The following is a 14686-nucleotide window of genomic DNA, read 5'->3' as shown; positions in this document are numbered from 1 at the left end:
CGATGTCCAACGGCCACAGTGATCACAGCGGGGACCTCAGCGGGTCGGGGCTCACCCTGGGCTACGACCGGCGGATCGTCTCGCGCGATCTGACCGTGTCGATCCCGCCCGGGTCGTTCACCGTGATCATCGGGCCGAACGCGTGCGGCAAGTCGACGTTGTTGAAGGCGCTCAGCGGCATCGTGACGCCGAACGACGGCACGGTGGTGCTGGACGGCAAGGAATTGTCCAGGTATCCGGCCAAGGCGCTGGCCCGCAAGCTCGGCCTGCTCCCGCAGAGTGCGTCGGCGCCGGACGCCATCACGGTCGTCGACCTGGTGTCCCGCGGCCGCTATCCGTACCAGCGCATGCTCCGGCAGTGGTCGGCCGAGGACGAGGAGGCGGTCACCTCCGCCATGGCCGCCACCGGCGTCACCGACCTGGCCGACCGGCCGGTGGACGAACTGTCCGGCGGGCAACGTCAGCGGGTGTGGCTGGCGATGGTGCTGGCCCAGCAGACCCAGCTGCTGTTGTTGGACGAGCCGACCACGTTCCTCGACATCGCGCACCAGATCGACGTGCTCGACCTGTGCGCCGACCTGCACGAACAGGGCGGCCGGACCCTGGTGGCGGTGCTGCACGACCTCAACCACGCCGCCCGGTACGCCACCCACCTGATCGTGATGTCGCAGGGAGCGATCGTCGCCGAAGGCAAGCCGGCTGAAGTGCTGACCGAGCAGCTGGTCACCGACGTCTTCGGGCTGCAGTGCCAGGTGATCGACGATCCCCAGACCGGAACACCGATGGTGGTGCCCGCGCACCGCCGCTCACGGTCGAGGGAATTCGCCCTCGGGTCCGGTCTCGCCTCCTGAGCGCTCGCCGACGTGCAGCATCGGAACCAGGAACTGGCGCGCGACGGCGCGTAGTTGCTCCTCGTCGTCCAGATCGATGGAGTGGCTCGGCGTGACGAGGAACGACGTGGAGATTCGCACCATCATCTCGGCCACCAGCTCCACGTCGACGTCCTGAGCCACGTTGCCCGCCCGCTGCTCGCTGCGCAGGCGGTTGGCCACGAACCGGCTCACGGTCGCCATGGTCTTGCCGCCGTCACTGATCATCGACGGGACGACGATGTCCGGCTCGACCGACATCAGCCCGCCGATCAGCGGGTTGTTCCGGATGGCCTTCAGCGAGCTGGCGAACCCGATCTCGACACGTTCGGCCGTCGTCCTCGCATGCTGGATGTCCAGCAGGAACTGGTCGAAGTAGCGCCGGAACTCCCGCCGGATGACCTGTTCGACCAGCTCGTCCTTGGTGGCGAACCGACGGTAGACGGTGATCCGGGAGACGCCGGCGCGGCGCGCGACGTCGCCCATCGTCGACCGGCGGATGCCCATGCGGCAGAACTGCTCGTAGGCGGCGTCGAGCACGCGGACCGTGGTCTCGTCGTTCTCACCGGCCGACTCGCGAGCCTGCGCGAACGCGCGCTCCAGCAGCGATTCCGCCTCGGCGGCCGGGCCGGATGGGAACAGGAACTCCACGTAAATCCCCTCGACGGATCTGGTCTTTCCGGGAAAAGTGTGCTCTAGTGATACAACGTTGCGCAAGTTGTCTCACAGTTTCATTCGTGGCTCGCGGCTCGAGGAGGAGTGCGCCCCATGGCAGGACTCAGCAGGCGCAAGGCATTGGTTTCCGGTGGCGCACTGGGTGCGCTCGGCGCGCTGACCGTGGCAGCCCCCGCAACGGCTCGCACGCTGTGGACCTGGTCGCCGCGCGGGTCGGTGGCCGGATCCGGTGCGGGCGTGGATCCGAGACGGGTGTGGGATCCGGCGGCCGACCCGGTGGTCGCCTCCCTGCTGGACGACGGCGCCGTGCCGCGAGTCAACGAGCTGCTGCGGCAGTGGACCACGAACGACCAGCCGCTGCCTACAGGCCTTCCCGCTGAGCTGCGCGACTTCATCGAACAGGCGCGCCGGCTGCCGGACTGGGCCGATCACGACAAGCTGGCGCAGGCGTTCGACTTCACCAAGCGCCGCGGTCTGTACCTGGGCGTGCTGTACGGCATGGCCAGCGGCATGATGAGCACGGTCATCCCGCGGGAAGCGCGCGCGGTCTACTACTCCTACGGCGGCGCGAACATGAAGGATCGCATCGCCAAGACCGCGAAGCTCGGCTACGACATCGGCACCGAGAACGCCTATGAGCCGGGCGGGGAAATGATCGTCACCTGCGTGAAGACCCGGCTGGTGCACGCGGCGGTGCGGCACCTGCTGCCGCAGTCTCCGCACTGGGACCAGGTTGCCGACGAGGACATCCCGATCAGCCAGGCCGACATCCTGGTCACGTTCCACAGCTTGGCCACCACCGTGCGACAGAAGATGCTCGGCTGGCAGGTGCCGATCCCGGCCGACGACGCCGAGGCGTACCTGCACTCGTGGCAGGTCACCGCGCACATGCTGGGGGTCGACGACGAATACATCCCGGCCACCTGGCACCAGGCCGACAGCCAGGCCAAGCAGGTGCTCGACCCGATCCTCGCGCCGACCCCGGAAGGCAAGAACCTGGCCGACATCCTGCTCGACATGGGCAAGCAGATCGACGGCACCGTGCTCAGCAGGCCGGTGATGGGCGCGTTCACCCGCTACGTGCTCGGCGACCGGATCGCCGGATGGCTGGAGATCCCGCGCGAGCCGGTGTGGGATCCGATGCTGCGCACGTTCTGGCGGCCGTTCATCGCCGCCCGCGAAGTCGGTGTGCACTTCCCCGGAGCGCCGGAGACGTACTGGCTGTTCGACGAGTTCCTGCGCAAAGCGGTGTTGCTCTACCTGTCCGAGGGCGATCAGCCGATCTCGATCGAGATCCCGACCGGGAACCGTCCGTCCTGATCACCACAGGGGGTACACCACCATGGAGCTGAGCAGGCGCAAGGCAATTCTGGCCGGTGGCGGACTTGCCGCGTTGGGTGCACTGGTCGCGACATCGCCGGCACGCGCGCGAGAGCTCGTCGGATGGGACTTCTCCCCCACGCGTTCGGTGGCGGGCTCGGGAGCCGGCACCGACCCGCATTGGGTGTGGGACGACGAAGCCGACCCGCTCATGGCGTCCATGCTCGAGCGCGGACTGGTGCCGAAGATCAACGAGCTGCTGTGGGGCTGGGAGCGCAACGACCAGCCGCTCCCCGCGGGGCTGCCGTCCGAGTTGCGGGACTTCATGGAACACGCCCGCACGCTGCCGGAGTGGGCCGACCACGACAAGCTCGAGCGGGCGGCGGAGTTCAACAAGAGCCGTGGGCTGTATCTGAACCTGTGCAACGGCCCAGGTGGCGGGATCCTGGCCACCGCGATCCCGAAGGAAGCCCGGGCGGTCTACTACTCGGCGGGCGGCGCGGACATGGAGGATCGGGTCGCCAAGACCAGCCTGCTCGGGTTCGCCGTCGGATCGCTCAACGCCTACCGGCCCGACGGGGCATGCATCGTCGAATGCGTCAAGACCCGGCTGGTGCACGCGGCCGTGCGACATCTGCTGCCCCAGTCGGCACGCTGGCAACAGGGCGCGGACGAGGACATCCCGATCAGCCAGGAGGACATGCTCGTCACCTGGCACACGCTGCCCACGTTCGCGATGCGCACGATGCCGGAGTGGGGCGTGCGGATCTCCGACGCCGACGCCGAGGCGTACCTGCACTTGTGGCAGGTCACCGCACACATGCTCGGCATCAGCGACGAGTACATCCCGGCGACGTGGGAGGCCGCCTACGACCAGTCGGACCAGATCCTGGCGCGCAACATGGGACCGACCCCGGAGGGCGTCGAGCTCACCGACATCCTGCTCGGCCAGCTGGCCGAGCAGACCAGCCCGGCGAGCCTGAGCAGGCCGCTGTGCAACGCGTTGGCCAGGTACCTGGTCGGCGACCGAGTGGCCGACTGGGACGGCATCCAGCGCGAGCCGGTGTGGGACCGGGTGCTCCCCGAGGCATGGCCGATGCTGGTGAGGTTCCGCGAGGGGTTGATCCCGCTCCCTCTGGTGCCGGAGGCGGCGTGGACGGTGGACGAAGCGTTGCGCCGGTACATCCTGTTCTACTTGACCAAGGGCCGCGAGACCAAGATCGAGATCCCGACCCACAACCGCCCGAGCTAGAGCCCGCGCGAAGGGGCGCACGTGCGCTGCGCGACCCTGGCATCACGCCGGGAGCACAGCTCGAGGCCATACCTCATCGGCACGAGTTCCTTGTGCGACGTGCATCGCAGCGGCACCCCGCGGCACGGCAGGCGATGGCCATCTCCGATGCCCCCGCAACACGACCGAGACACCAGCGTCCCAAGCCCTCGCGGGCGGCCGAAACCTCGCCGTCGAACGGGCGCTCCATCGGGAGGCCCAAGAATTTGCGTGCGCAACCACAAAATGGCACACGCGACACAGAGCCTCCATTTTGCACGGCTTGCCACAATCGCGCCCAAATTTTGATCATGAGACGCACAGGGCCACCGGCCCAGGCTCCCTTTTTGTCGACATAGTCCGATTACCACAACGGCCAGGCAACGCCCGGACAACGTCACAGAGCGTGCGCATAGCTTTTGTCACACCGTGGCGCTACTGTGCCCGCTTGACCTTGCAGAAAAAGAGTTCAGGATGGCGGTATGCCCTACGTTGTGCAACTCCTTCCCCTGCTCGGTGTTGCCGTTGGCGCCGTGGTGACTTACGTGGTCACCGCCCAGGTCGTCCGGGCTCGCTGGCTTCGCGAGCGCGACGCCCGGTGGGATCAGGCTCGCTTGGATGCTTACGCGGCGTACGCGAACATCATCAAGCAGTACATCCAGGTCGCCATTCGCATCGCGGCCGGCCGGGGATTCGGCGCATCGGACAAACCACTTTCCCCGGAAGAGGGTTTGCCGATGCTGGCCGAGCTGGACGCGGAGCGCAATTCCCGCTGGGAAGCCGTGCTCCTTTTGGGCGACCCGGACACGATTGCCGCCGCCCGTCGGTGGCACGAATGCGTCTGGAAGCTGGAGTGGTTCGCCAACGGCAGCCTGAACAGCCGCGCGATGTGGGACGAGATGTGGCAGCAGGCCGCCCGCGACCGGGCGCGGTTCTACGAATGCGCGCGGCGCAGCCTGGGCATCGGCGGCGGTGACGCCATGCCGGAATCGGGCTGGCAGCGCAAGTCGGTGGTGTGGCAGCAGCTTCGCGAGCGCGACCGCGCCGCACTGGCCGACGAGAAGGCGGAAGAGGGCGAAGGCCCGGCCGTCCCGGAGCCGCAGTCCCGGCCGTCGCCGGAGCCGTCACGGCCGACCAAGTAGGCACAGGAGATGTTCGGGCTCGACCACGACGCGAGCCCGAATCTCGTCCTGAACTTGCCGCGGCGGCCGCACGGCGCCGCGCCTCGATCCCTCGCCGAACCGCCCGTGCACCTCACTCGGCACACCTCCGCGACCACCGGCCGCCGACCACCTGACCGTTTGTAACGGTTTGTCGGATTCCGGCGATCTCGGTGTGGATCGAGGAGGACGCCGTGACCAGTCCGTATCAGCACCCCTACCCGTATCCGCCGCAGCAGATCGTCCACGCCAAGGCACCGAGCGGTACGCCGGGGATCGTGGCGCTGTGTCTCGGGGTGCCGTCGCTGCTGGCAGCCCTGTTCATCCCCATCCTGTTCTGGTGGGTGCCGCTCCTCCCGTCGGCCGTCGCCGTCATCATCGGGGTCATCGGTCGCGGTCGGCAGTACGTCAACCGCACGATGTCGCTGTGGGGTGCGATCTGCGGGACCGTCGCGCTGCTCTGCTGCTTCTACGGCGCCTATGCGCTCGATCAGGCGGTCGACGAGTTCAACCGCGAGATGGAGCAGATCGAGCGGGAACTGGCGACGTATTGATCGTCAGCACAGCGGCTCGTCACTGACACCTTCCGGCAACCAGGCACGCTCCGACGGGGTGAACTCGCGGCCCCCGAGGACACCGCACAACGTGCTGCGCCACTTGGCGGGATCCATCGGAACAGGGTCCACCGTCGAGCCGTGTTTCACCGCCAGCATGTGTCCGTCGCCGGAGACGTCCACCACTTGGTTCGGTTCGGTGCCCACAATGGGCAGCGCATCCTGTGCGGATTCAACTGGTCGTCGCAACACCTCGAACTCGGAGGTATCAGATGGGTCGTGAGAGGAAGCAGTTGCCGCCGGCTCCGGCGGGAGCTCGGCGGCAGTGGGCGGCGGACCGTGCGCTTCGGCCGCCGATGCGTTCCCCCGGGCGACCGGAGCCGTCGCGGGCGGTGCAGCGTGAGTTCTGGCGCCTGATCGCTACGGGGATCACGACGGTCGAGGCCTCGCAGGCCGTGGGCGTGTCGTCGCCCGTCGGGATCCGCTGGTTCCGCCACGCTGGCGGGATGCCGCCACTGAGTCTGGACGAGCCCTCGGGCCGATACCTGTCGTTCCTCGAGCGGGAGGAGATCGCCCTGCTCCGCGCCCAGGACATCGGGGTTCGGGAGATCGCCCGCAGGCTCGGACGCGACCCGGGGACGATCTCGCGGGAGTTGCGCCGCAACGCCGCGACCAGGAGCGGGAAGCAGGAGTACCGGGCGCTGGTGGCGCAGTGGAAGGCGCAGCAGGCGGCCAAGCGCCCGAAGACCGCCAAGCTCGTGGACAACGACCGATTGCGCCAGTACGTGCAGGAGCGGCTCGCCGGCCACGTCCGCGGCCCCGACGGCACGATCGTCGCCGGACCGCAGACACCGGCGTGGAAGGGTTTGAACAAGCCGCACCGGGCCGACCGGCGCTGGTCACTGGCATGGAGTCCGGAGCAGATCTCTGCCCGGCTGAAGATCGACTTCCCTGATGATGAGTCCATGCGCATCAGCCACGAGGCGATCTACCAGTCGCTGTTTATCGAGGGCCGGGGCGCATTGAAGCGGGAGCTGGTCGCATGCCTACGCACCGGGCGGGCGCTGCGCGAGCCTCGGCAGCGGTCGCGGAACAAACCGCNAGGGCATGTCACCGCTGACGTCGTGCTCAGCCAGCGGCCCGCCGAGGCCGCTGACCGCGCTGTTCCCGGGCACTGGGAGGGCGACCTGATCATCGGTACCGGCCGGTCGGCGATCGGCACCCTCATCGAGCGCTCCAGCCGCTCCACGCTGTTGGTGCACCTGCCCCGGCTGGAAGGCTGGGGCGAACAGCCTGCGGTGAAGAACGGCCCGGCCCTGGGCGGTTACGGCGCTGTCGCGATGAACGCCGCGTTGACCGCCTCGCTCACGACACTGCCCGAGCAGTTGCGCAAGACCCTCACCTGGGACCGCGGCAAGGAACTCTCCGGACATGCGCAACTCACGGTCGACACCGGGACGAGGGTGTTCTTCGCTGACCCACACTCACCCTGGCAGCGACCCTCGAACGAGAACACCAACGGGCTGCTGCGGCAGTACTTCCCCAAGGGCACCGACCTGTCCCGCTGGTCGCCCGAGGACCTCGAGGCCGTCGCTGTGGCGGTCAACAACCGGCCCCGCAAAGTCCTCGGGTGGAAGACACCAGCCGAGGTGTTCGCCGAGCAGCTACAGTCGCTCCAATAGCCCGGTGTTGCATGGACCGGTTGAACCCGCCCAGGTGCCCGTGAGCACAGGGCGGGCAGTGTGTCCGGAGTGCGGGGCCACATTGCCGGACTCGGGCGACTGCTGGACGCGCGTCCATCAACTACTTGAGATCGAGACGCGCGTGCTCCCCGGCCTGGACTCCGAACACGGCATGCGCGCGCACTTCTTCGCGATCGCGTCCTATCAGCTTCAGCACCCGTTTCGCGTCGGGGCGGACACTCTGCCGGTCCTCCGCGACTCGGTCCGCCGTGCGCTGGGACCGTCCGCTCCCCCGATCGCGCACATTCGTCACGAGATGGGCCGTCACATGACGTCGGGAGCCAAGGCAGGACGCATGGCTGCGCCGGGCGACCGGAGCCATGTCGACCCCGCGTGGCCACGCGAGTGGACCGTGACCGCCGAGGACGTTCTCGCAGGCTCGGAACAGGACTATCCGCAAGCCGTTCGTAGCTGGGCGGCCTCCACTGTGGACGACCTCGACCGGGCGCTCGGCTGAGCCGCGCGTTCGTGGACGGTTTGCGGAGGTATCGGCCGACTCGGTCCGAACACAAGAAAACCCCCAGGCCTCTGACCTGGGGTTTTGCTCCCCCGGTTGGACTCGAACCAACAACCTGCCGGTTAACAGCCGGCTGCTCTGCCAATTGAGCTACGAGGGAAAGTGTCCCGTCACCTCCGCGGCGCGGCACCACCAAACTGTATCCCACCCCCTTTGCGGACTGATCGCCGGGGTGCCTTGAAAACCCGCATGAGTGGCGCCGCGCCGAAGCGGGAATCCGAACCACACCGGATCACAAGGAGGAGCCCATGATGCGCTTACTTCTCGGCGCGGCCATTGGATACGTGCTGGGCGCGCGAGCTGGCCGCAGCCGCTACGAGCAGCTGATGCGCAACTATCGCAAGCTGGCCGACCATCCCGCCGTGCAGAGCGCAGCCGGTGTCGCCCGGGCGAAGGTCACGGAGAAGATGCCGTTCGGCGGCAACTCCGCGAAGTCGAAGCCGGCTTCAGCCGCCACGGCCGCCCCCGCGGAGAAACGTCCCAGCGGGACACAGGGCTAACCGACCCGGGCGACGAAGAAGACCCGGCGAAACGGAAACCACGTGGTGCCGTCTTCCCGCATCGGGTAGGCGTCCCGCAGCCGCGCGCCGAGCTGCTCGCGGAACTCCGCCCACCGTTGCTCGTTCAACGCGGCACGGATCGGGCGGAGGGTCGTGCCCTCGAGCCATTCGAGCACGGCGTCCCGCCCTGTGAGTCGCTGCAGATAGGTCGTCTCCCAGGCATCGACCGTGCAGCCGGCGTCCTCGAGCAGCTCGGCGTAGCCCACCGGGTCGAGCACATCCCTGACCTGGTCGATACCGCCCAACCCCCACTGCGGATCGCCGATGAACTCCCCGATCAGTTGGTGCGACGGCGACTTCTGGTGGCCGGGAACCTGCACGGCCAGCCACCCACCGGACGGCATCGCCTCGGCCCACCGCGGCAGCAACTTCTCGTGCCCAGGTACCCACTGCAGTACGGCGTTGCACACCACCACGTCGGCATCGGCGGGCGGCAGCCACTCCCGAACGTCCTGCACCCGGGCATCGACGCCGAGCTTCCGCGCCGCGGCGACCATGTCCGGTGAACTGTCCAGCGCTTCGACCTCGGCGTCCGGCCATCGTTCGCGCAGCCGCGCGGTGAGGTGACCTGGCCCGCAGCCGACGTCGACGACGCGCCGAGGATTCTCCGCGTCGACCCGGTTCAGCAACTCCGCGAACGGGCGCGCACGCTCATCCGCATAACGCAGGTACTGGCTGGGATCCCACATCAGCGACTCAACTTGTCCGCGGCTTCCCGCGCGATGTCGGCGACCAATTCCACATCAGTGCCCTTGTCCGGCCGGGCTTGCAACACCGGCCCTCCCGGTGTCTTGCGCTGCACGAACCATGCTCCGCCACCGTCCGGCAGCTCCTTGCGGTATCGCGACGTGATCGAGCCGTCGATCCGCTTGCGCACCACTACGGGCAACTTGCCGGGTCGCTCCAGCTCGAACGTGCGCGGCGGCAGGTCCGCGATCACCACCGCTTTGCCCGCTGCCTGGACCTGCTGTGCCCACACCACGGTGAGCTTGCCCTCGCCCCACGTCGCCTTCGTGAAGAAGTGCCACGCGATGCGCACGTCGCCGTCCTCTTCCGGCAACCACAGGCCACGGTTGGTCGCCACGACGCCGTTCGCCTGGGCCAGCACGTGCTCGTCCGGGTCGAGCGAGCCGGTGAAGCCTTCCGGAAGGTCGTCACCGAGCAGTCGGCGCAGCCACTTCATCAGTCCAGGCCTCCGACCGCGCGTTCCAGCAGCGCCTTGCGGTACTGCTCCAAGGCCACCAGGTCCCCGAACAACGCGTGGTACTCCTCCTGCTGGTCAACCGGCGACAAGCGCTGCAACTTCGACTTCACGTCCGCGATCTGCCGCCCGACCAGGGCTTGCTGCACCGCGGCGAGCACGGTGGCCACGTAGTGGGCGTCGACTTCGCCGTTCTTGGTCCGGAGCGGCTCGACAGCCAGCTCCGACAGCACCATCCGGGCGGTGTCGTCGGTGCAGTTCTTACCGGCCGCCTCCAGCAGCTCCGGCCCTTCCAAACCCGACGCCGCTCCCCCGGCAGCCAGCACGGCTTTGTGGATCGCGACGTACACCGGGTGCGTGAACGCGTCCTCCGGCAGCGCGTCGTAGGCCGGGCCGGCCAACGCCGGCTCCTGCAACGCGGCCTTGAGCGCCTCCCGCTCGGACTGGAGCTTCGGATCACGAGGATCGGGACGCGGCAAGCCACCCTGCGCGTTGCGCTGCGAACCGTTTCGCGACGCGCGACGCCGGACGACCACCTCGGCTCCGGCGGTCTCGCGCACCCGACGGACCACCATCGCCTCGTCCTGCCAGCCGACCCAGAACGCCAGCTTCACCGCGTAGCCGTCGCGCTTGGCCTCGTCCTTGATGCGAGCCACCAGCGGCACGGTCTTCTGCAGCGCGGCGACCTGGCCGTCCACCGAGTCCAGGTCGTAGTCGCGCAGCATCGACTTGATCGCGAACTCGAACAGCGGGATCCGCCTGGCCACCAGATCCCGCACGGCCGCATCCCCCTTGGCCAAGCGCAGCTCGCACGGATCCATGCCGTCCGGCGCGACGGCGATGTAGGTCTGGCCGGCGAACGTCTGGTCACCTTCGAACGCCTTCAACGCGGCCTTCTGACCCGCTTCGTCACCGTCGAAGGTGAAGATCACCTCGCCGCGGAACGCGTCGTCGTCCATCATCAGCCGGCGCAGCACGGTCATGTGATCCGCCCCGAACGCCGTGCCCGACGTGGCCACTGCCGTCGGCACGCCCGCCGCGTGCATGGCCATCACGTCGGTGTAGCCCTCGACGACCACGACCTGATGGCGCTTGGCGATCTCCCGCTTGGCCAGGTCGAGCCCGAACAACACCTGGGACTTGCGGTAGATCGGGCTCTCGCTGGTGTTGAGGTACTTCGCCTCGATCTTGTCGTCGGCGAACAGCCTGCGCGCCCCGAACCCGACCACGTCCCCGGCCAGGTCCCGGATCGGCCACAACAGCCTGCGATGAAACCGGTCCAGCGGCTTGCCGCGCGAGCCTTCCTTGGCCAGCTGCGCCTTGTACAGCTCCTGCACCTCGAAGCCCAGCGACAACAAGTGCCGCGTCAGCTGATCCCATCCGCTCGGGGCGTATCCGCAGCCGAACCGCTTGATGTCGGCGGCGTCGAAACCCCGCTCGGTGAGGAAGTCGCGCGCCAGCCGGGCTTCCGGGCTGTTCAGCTGCTCGGCGTAGAACTGCTGCGCCGCCCGGTGCGCCTCGATCAGTCGAGCCCGCGTGCCGCGGTCGCGCTGCACGCTCGGGCCGCCGCCGGTGTAGGTCAGCGTGTAACCGACCCGGTCCGCCAGCCGCTGCACCGCCTCGACGAAGCCGAGGTGCTCGATCTGCATGACGAACTTGATGACGTCGCCACCCTCGCCGCAGCCGAAGCAGTGGAAGGTACCGTGCGACGGCCGCACGTTGAACGACGGAGTCTTCTCGTCGTGGAACGGGCACAGCCCCTTGAGGGCGCCGCCGCCCGCGCGGCGGAGTGCGACGTAGTCGGACACGACCTCGTCGATCCGGTTGCGGTCGCGGACTTCCGCGATGTCGCTCTCCCGGATCAGGCGTGGCACGCCATTAGTCTAGGACCTCGACCCCGACCGTGAGCGGCTACCGTGCACGATGGAGCCGACACCCGCAGTTCCCGAGAAGGAGACCACCACATGCGCATCAGCGTCGACAACGATCAGTGCGCCGGTATCGGGCAGTGCCACGAGGTGGACCCGGACCTGTTCCCCCTCGACGACGACGGTTACAGCGCGGTGGGCACCGACCGTGAGGTCCCCGACGACAAGCAGGAGAAGGCGCGCATCGGCGTCGACAGTTGCCCGATGGCCGCGCTGTTCATCCAGGAGTAGCGAGTACCCGGCGGCATGACCTCCCTCGACGCCCTGGCGGAACAGTTCACCGCGCTACGCGGGCGGTTGCTGGCACTCGCCTATCGGCTGACCGGCACCCGAACGGACGCCGAGGACGCGGTGCAGGAGGCGTGGCTGCGGCTGCAGGCGCTGGAGCCTGCCGAACGCGACGGCATCCGCGAGCTCGCCGCATGGTCGACGACCGTGGTCAGCCGGATCTGCCTGGACCGGCTGCGTTCGGCCACCGCTCGCCGCGAGTCCTACGTGGGGCCATGGCTGCCGGAACCGATCGCGACGCCGCTGGACGGACCGCGCCAGGACGATCCTCTCCAGCTCGCCGTGCAGGGCGAGGACGTCCGGCTGGCGGCGATGGTCGTGCTGGACCGGCTCACGCCGGAGCAACGCGTGGCGTTCGTGCTGCACGACGCGTTCGGCGTGCCGTTCGCCGAGATCGCCGGTGTGCTGGGCTGCAGCGAGGCGACCGCGCGGCAGCACGCCAGCCGAGGGCGACGCCTCCTCGAGCAGGCGGATCCGCCACCGCCTGCCGAGCTGGCCGAGCAGCGTCAGGTGATCGAGCAGTTCATGGCCGCCCTGTTCGCAGGCGACGTGGACAAGATGACCGCGCTGCTGCACCCGGACGCGATGCTCGTCGGCGACTCCAACGGCAAGGCACGTACCGCGCTGCGGGTCATGCAGGGCGCGGACAAGATCATCCGGTTCTACCGGGGGCTGCTGCGCCTGTACGCACCGGAAGCCTTCACGACCGCGCAACCCATCCTGGTCAACGGCGATCTCGGCGTCTTCCTGCCACCGCACCCGGGCAGGGACGAGTACCGCCCGTTGGATCCGCGGCTGACGGTTGCGGTCGTGCGCGACGGCAAGATCGGCGCGATCTACGACCTGTGCAACCCGGACAAGCTGCGCTCCACTGGTGTGCTCTGAATCACGCTCCCCGCTGTCACACGCGCACTCGCCATCTCGTCAGGGCGGTGACAGCGCAGTGCTTCAGCGAAGGGAGTGCGGCATGCCGCGCATCGAACCCGTGGACATGGAGAATTCGGGCCTGACGAACAAGATGATGGTCCGGTTCGCCAAGAAGAGGTACGGCGACGCGCTCGACCCGATCGCCGTCACCGCCCACCACAAGGGCCTGCTCCGCGCCACCGTGGTGCACGAACTCATGGTGGAACGCGCCAGCTCCGTCCTTCCCGACGCCGTGCGAGAGCTGGCGGTGTACCGGACCGCGGTGCGGCTCGGTTGCTCCTGGTGCGTCGACTTCGGCACCATGCTGCAGATCCACCACGGCCTGGACATCGACCGGCTCAAGCACATCGACGACTACCCGACGTCCGATCTGTTCAGCCGGCAGGAGAAGCTGGCGCTGGCCTACGCCGACGCCATGACGGCGACGCCGGTGGAAGTGACCGACGCCCAAGTGGCCGAACTCGTCGAGGAGTTCGGCCACGAGGGCGTGGTGGAGCTGACCTACCACATCGCGCTGGAGAACATGCGGGCTCGCACCAACAGCGCGCTGGGCATCCCCGCGCAGGGTTTCGCGGAGAATTGCCAGCTGCCCGCGCAGAACTGAGTCACGCGACCCGCAGCTCGACGTCGATGTTGCCCCGGGTGGCCTTGGAGTACGGGCACACCTGGTGCGCGGCCTCCACCAACCCGCGGGCGACATCGGCGTCGACGCCGGGGAGGTCGACGGTCAGGGCGACGGCCAGGCCGAAGCTCTCGCCGTCCGGGCCGATACCCACCTCGGCGGTCACCGAGGACCCCTCGATCTGCACCTTCTGCTTGCGCGCGACCAGCTGCAGGGCGCTGTGGAAGCACGCCGAGTACCCGGCCGCGAACAGCTGCTCCGGGTTGGTGCCCGCTCCCCCGTCACCGCCCAGCTCCTTCGGGATGCTGAGGTCGACCTTCAGCCTGTCGTCGGACGAGCTGACTTCGCCGCCTCGACCGGAGCCGGTCGCCGTGGCCTGTGCGGTGTACACCGTTTCCATTGACTGATCTCCTCCATCGGTGGCTTCGCCACGAAGTCGAGGCGAAGAGGTGGCTGCTCGCCCGGTTCGAGCGCGCAGTGTCCCGGCCGGCTGACTCGGGTCAGCCGGAAGCGGTTCGGTTGTGTCGGAAAGGCGCCGAGGTCAGTCCTTCGTCGCCTTGGTGTGACTGTCGGCCAGGGACGCGGCCAGGTCGGTCAGCATGCTCCGAAGCGAGATGATGTCGTCGACCTGCATCTGGGTGGCGCAGCCGATCTTGTGCGGTATGTCCGTGGCGCGCTCCCGCAGCGCACGCCCTTCGGGCGTCAACGCGATCTCCACGGACCGTTCATCGGTTACCCGACGGGCGCTGGTGACCAAACCCGCCGCCTTGAGCCGCTTGATCAGCGGCGAGAGGGTGCCGGAATCCAGCTCCAGCGCGGCCCCCAGCTCCTTGAGCGTGACCGAGCCGCGCTCCCACAGCACCAGCATCACCAGGTACTGCGGATACGTCAGCCCCAGCTCCTCCAGCATCGGACGGTAGACCTGCTGGATCATCCGCGACGCGCGGTAGAGCGCGAAGCAGAGCTGGTTCTCCAGGTGCAGATCGCTGTCACTCACGTCGCCTATGGTTGCACACAATTAAGTTGTGCGCAATTAAATTGCCCACAATGGTG

The 14686-nt window shown here is 68.2% G+C and carries 18 protein-coding genes and 1 tRNA gene; 11 read left to right on the top strand and 8 right to left on the bottom strand.

All coding sequences use genetic code 11. The features are described 5' to 3' along the window. The first annotated feature begins 2 nt into the window (after positions 1-2). Entirely contained in the window at positions 3-851 is an 849-nt protein-coding gene (locus tag YWM_RS26170; RefSeq protein ID WP_028850979.1) for an ABC transporter ATP-binding protein, read from the top strand. On the opposite strand, the gene YWM_RS23355 is transcribed toward YWM_RS26170, so the two are convergent. Then, positions 807-1520, bottom strand: a complete 714-nt coding sequence (locus YWM_RS23355) for a TetR/AcrR family transcriptional regulator (RefSeq protein ID WP_245566012.1) — start codon at positions 1518-1520, stop codon at positions 807-809. The two genes, YWM_RS26170 and YWM_RS23355, sit on opposite strands and share 45 nt — an antisense overlap. Before the next feature lie 117 nt (positions 1521-1637). On the opposite strand from YWM_RS23355, the gene YWM_RS0112220 reads away from it, so the two are divergent. From YWM_RS0112220 to YWM_RS0112205, 4 genes are all read left to right on the top strand, one after another. Next, positions 1638-2864, top strand: a complete 1227-nt coding sequence (locus tag YWM_RS0112220) for an oxygenase MpaB family protein (protein ID WP_028850978.1) — start codon at positions 1638-1640, stop codon at positions 2862-2864. 22 nt (positions 2865-2886) lie between these two features. Beyond that, positions 2887-4116 carry an oxygenase MpaB family protein gene (locus tag YWM_RS0112215; RefSeq protein ID WP_028850977.1) on the top strand — a complete coding sequence of 410 codons (1230 nt, stop codon included), beginning with the start codon at positions 2887-2889 and terminating at the stop codon, positions 4114-4116. 500 nt (positions 4117-4616) lie between these two features. After that, positions 4617-5276: a hypothetical protein gene (locus tag YWM_RS23350; RefSeq protein WP_052344825.1), complete on the top strand. Its 660-nt coding sequence runs from the start codon at positions 4617-4619 to the stop codon at positions 5274-5276. A 212-nt stretch (positions 5277-5488) separates the two neighbouring features. Then, positions 5489-5848, top strand: a complete 360-nt coding sequence (locus YWM_RS0112205; RefSeq protein WP_156914756.1) for a hypothetical protein — start codon at positions 5489-5491, stop codon at positions 5846-5848. A 3-nt stretch (positions 5849-5851) separates the two neighbouring features. Here YWM_RS0112205 and YWM_RS0112200 read toward each other — a convergent pair whose 3' ends face one another. Next, entirely contained in the window at positions 5852-6055 is a 204-nt protein-coding gene (locus tag YWM_RS0112200; protein WP_028850975.1) for a hypothetical protein, read from the bottom strand. A gap of 149 nt (positions 6056-6204) precedes the next feature. Between YWM_RS0112200 and YWM_RS0112195 the strand changes: the two genes are divergently transcribed. Next, positions 6205-7530 (top strand): IS30 family transposase, encoded by a 1326-nt coding sequence (locus YWM_RS0112195; protein ID WP_425426546.1) that lies wholly within the window; start codon positions 6205-6207, stop codon positions 7528-7530. A 40-nt stretch (positions 7531-7570) separates the two neighbouring features. After that, entirely contained in the window at positions 7571-8047 is a 477-nt protein-coding gene (locus YWM_RS0112190) for a DUF5946 family protein (protein ID WP_156914754.1), read from the top strand. 87 nt (positions 8048-8134) lie between these two features. Here the strand turns inward: YWM_RS0112190 and YWM_RS0112185 are convergent. Next, positions 8135-8207 (bottom strand) — tRNA-Asn (locus YWM_RS0112185). Positions 8208-8355: 148 nt separating this feature from the next. On the opposite strand from YWM_RS0112185, the gene YWM_RS0112180 reads away from it, so the two are divergent. Then, complete coding sequence (locus YWM_RS0112180; RefSeq protein ID WP_028850972.1) at positions 8356-8607, top strand: hypothetical protein; 252 nt, start codon at positions 8356-8358, stop codon at positions 8605-8607. On the opposite strand, the gene YWM_RS0112175 is transcribed toward YWM_RS0112180, so the two are convergent. Genes YWM_RS0112175 through dnaG form a run of 3 tightly spaced genes read right to left on the bottom strand, consistent with a single transcriptional unit; the run spans position 8604 to position 11742 of the window. Continuing rightward, positions 8604-9356 carry a trans-aconitate 2-methyltransferase gene (locus YWM_RS0112175; RefSeq protein ID WP_028850971.1) on the bottom strand — a complete coding sequence of 251 codons (753 nt, stop codon included), beginning with the start codon at positions 9354-9356 and terminating at the stop codon, positions 8604-8606. The two genes, YWM_RS0112180 and YWM_RS0112175, sit on opposite strands and share 4 nt — an antisense overlap. Continuing rightward, positions 9356-9850, bottom strand: coding sequence for a hypothetical protein (locus tag YWM_RS0112170; protein ID WP_028850970.1), 495 nt, complete (start codon positions 9848-9850; stop codon positions 9356-9358). The genes YWM_RS0112175 and YWM_RS0112170 overlap by 1 nt, the downstream gene beginning before the upstream one ends. Continuing rightward, positions 9850-11742: a DNA primase gene (dnaG, locus tag YWM_RS0112165; protein ID WP_043660831.1), complete on the bottom strand. Its 1893-nt coding sequence runs from the start codon at positions 11740-11742 to the stop codon at positions 9850-9852. The genes YWM_RS0112170 and dnaG overlap by 1 nt, the downstream gene beginning before the upstream one ends. A 90-nt stretch (positions 11743-11832) precedes the next feature. Between dnaG and YWM_RS0112160 the strand changes: the two genes are divergently transcribed. The 3 genes from YWM_RS0112160 (at position 11833) to YWM_RS0112150 (ending at position 13615) form a co-directional block, all read left to right on the top strand. Next, positions 11833-12027 carry a ferredoxin gene (locus YWM_RS0112160; protein ID WP_028850968.1) on the top strand — a complete coding sequence of 65 codons (195 nt, stop codon included), beginning with the start codon at positions 11833-11835 and terminating at the stop codon, positions 12025-12027. A 15-nt stretch (positions 12028-12042) separates the two neighbouring features. After that, a complete protein-coding gene (locus tag YWM_RS0112155) occupies positions 12043-12969 on the top strand; it encodes a sigma-70 family RNA polymerase sigma factor (RefSeq protein WP_028850967.1) in 927 nt (308 codons plus the stop codon). Between the two features lie 82 nt (positions 12970-13051). Beyond that, a complete protein-coding gene (locus tag YWM_RS0112150) occupies positions 13052-13615 on the top strand; it encodes a carboxymuconolactone decarboxylase family protein (RefSeq protein WP_028850966.1) in 564 nt (187 codons plus the stop codon). A gap of 1 nt (position 13616) precedes the next feature. On the opposite strand, the gene YWM_RS0112145 is transcribed toward YWM_RS0112150, so the two are convergent. Then, positions 13617-14033, bottom strand: a complete 417-nt coding sequence (locus YWM_RS0112145) for an organic hydroperoxide resistance protein (RefSeq protein WP_028850965.1) — start codon at positions 14031-14033, stop codon at positions 13617-13619. A gap of 141 nt (positions 14034-14174) precedes the next feature. After that, positions 14175-14567 carry a MarR family winged helix-turn-helix transcriptional regulator gene (locus YWM_RS0112140; RefSeq protein ID WP_084612359.1) on the bottom strand — a complete coding sequence of 131 codons (393 nt, stop codon included), beginning with the start codon at positions 14565-14567 and terminating at the stop codon, positions 14175-14177. Between the last annotated feature and the right edge of the window lie 119 nt (positions 14568-14686).

Source organism: Thermocrispum municipale DSM 44069, assembly GCF_000427825.1.
In the GTDB taxonomy this organism is placed as follows: Bacteria; Actinomycetota; Actinomycetes; order Mycobacteriales; family Pseudonocardiaceae; genus Thermocrispum; species Thermocrispum municipale.
The sequence above is the reverse complement of the archived record's forward strand: the minus strand, read 5'-3'. Positions and strand labels throughout refer to the sequence as shown.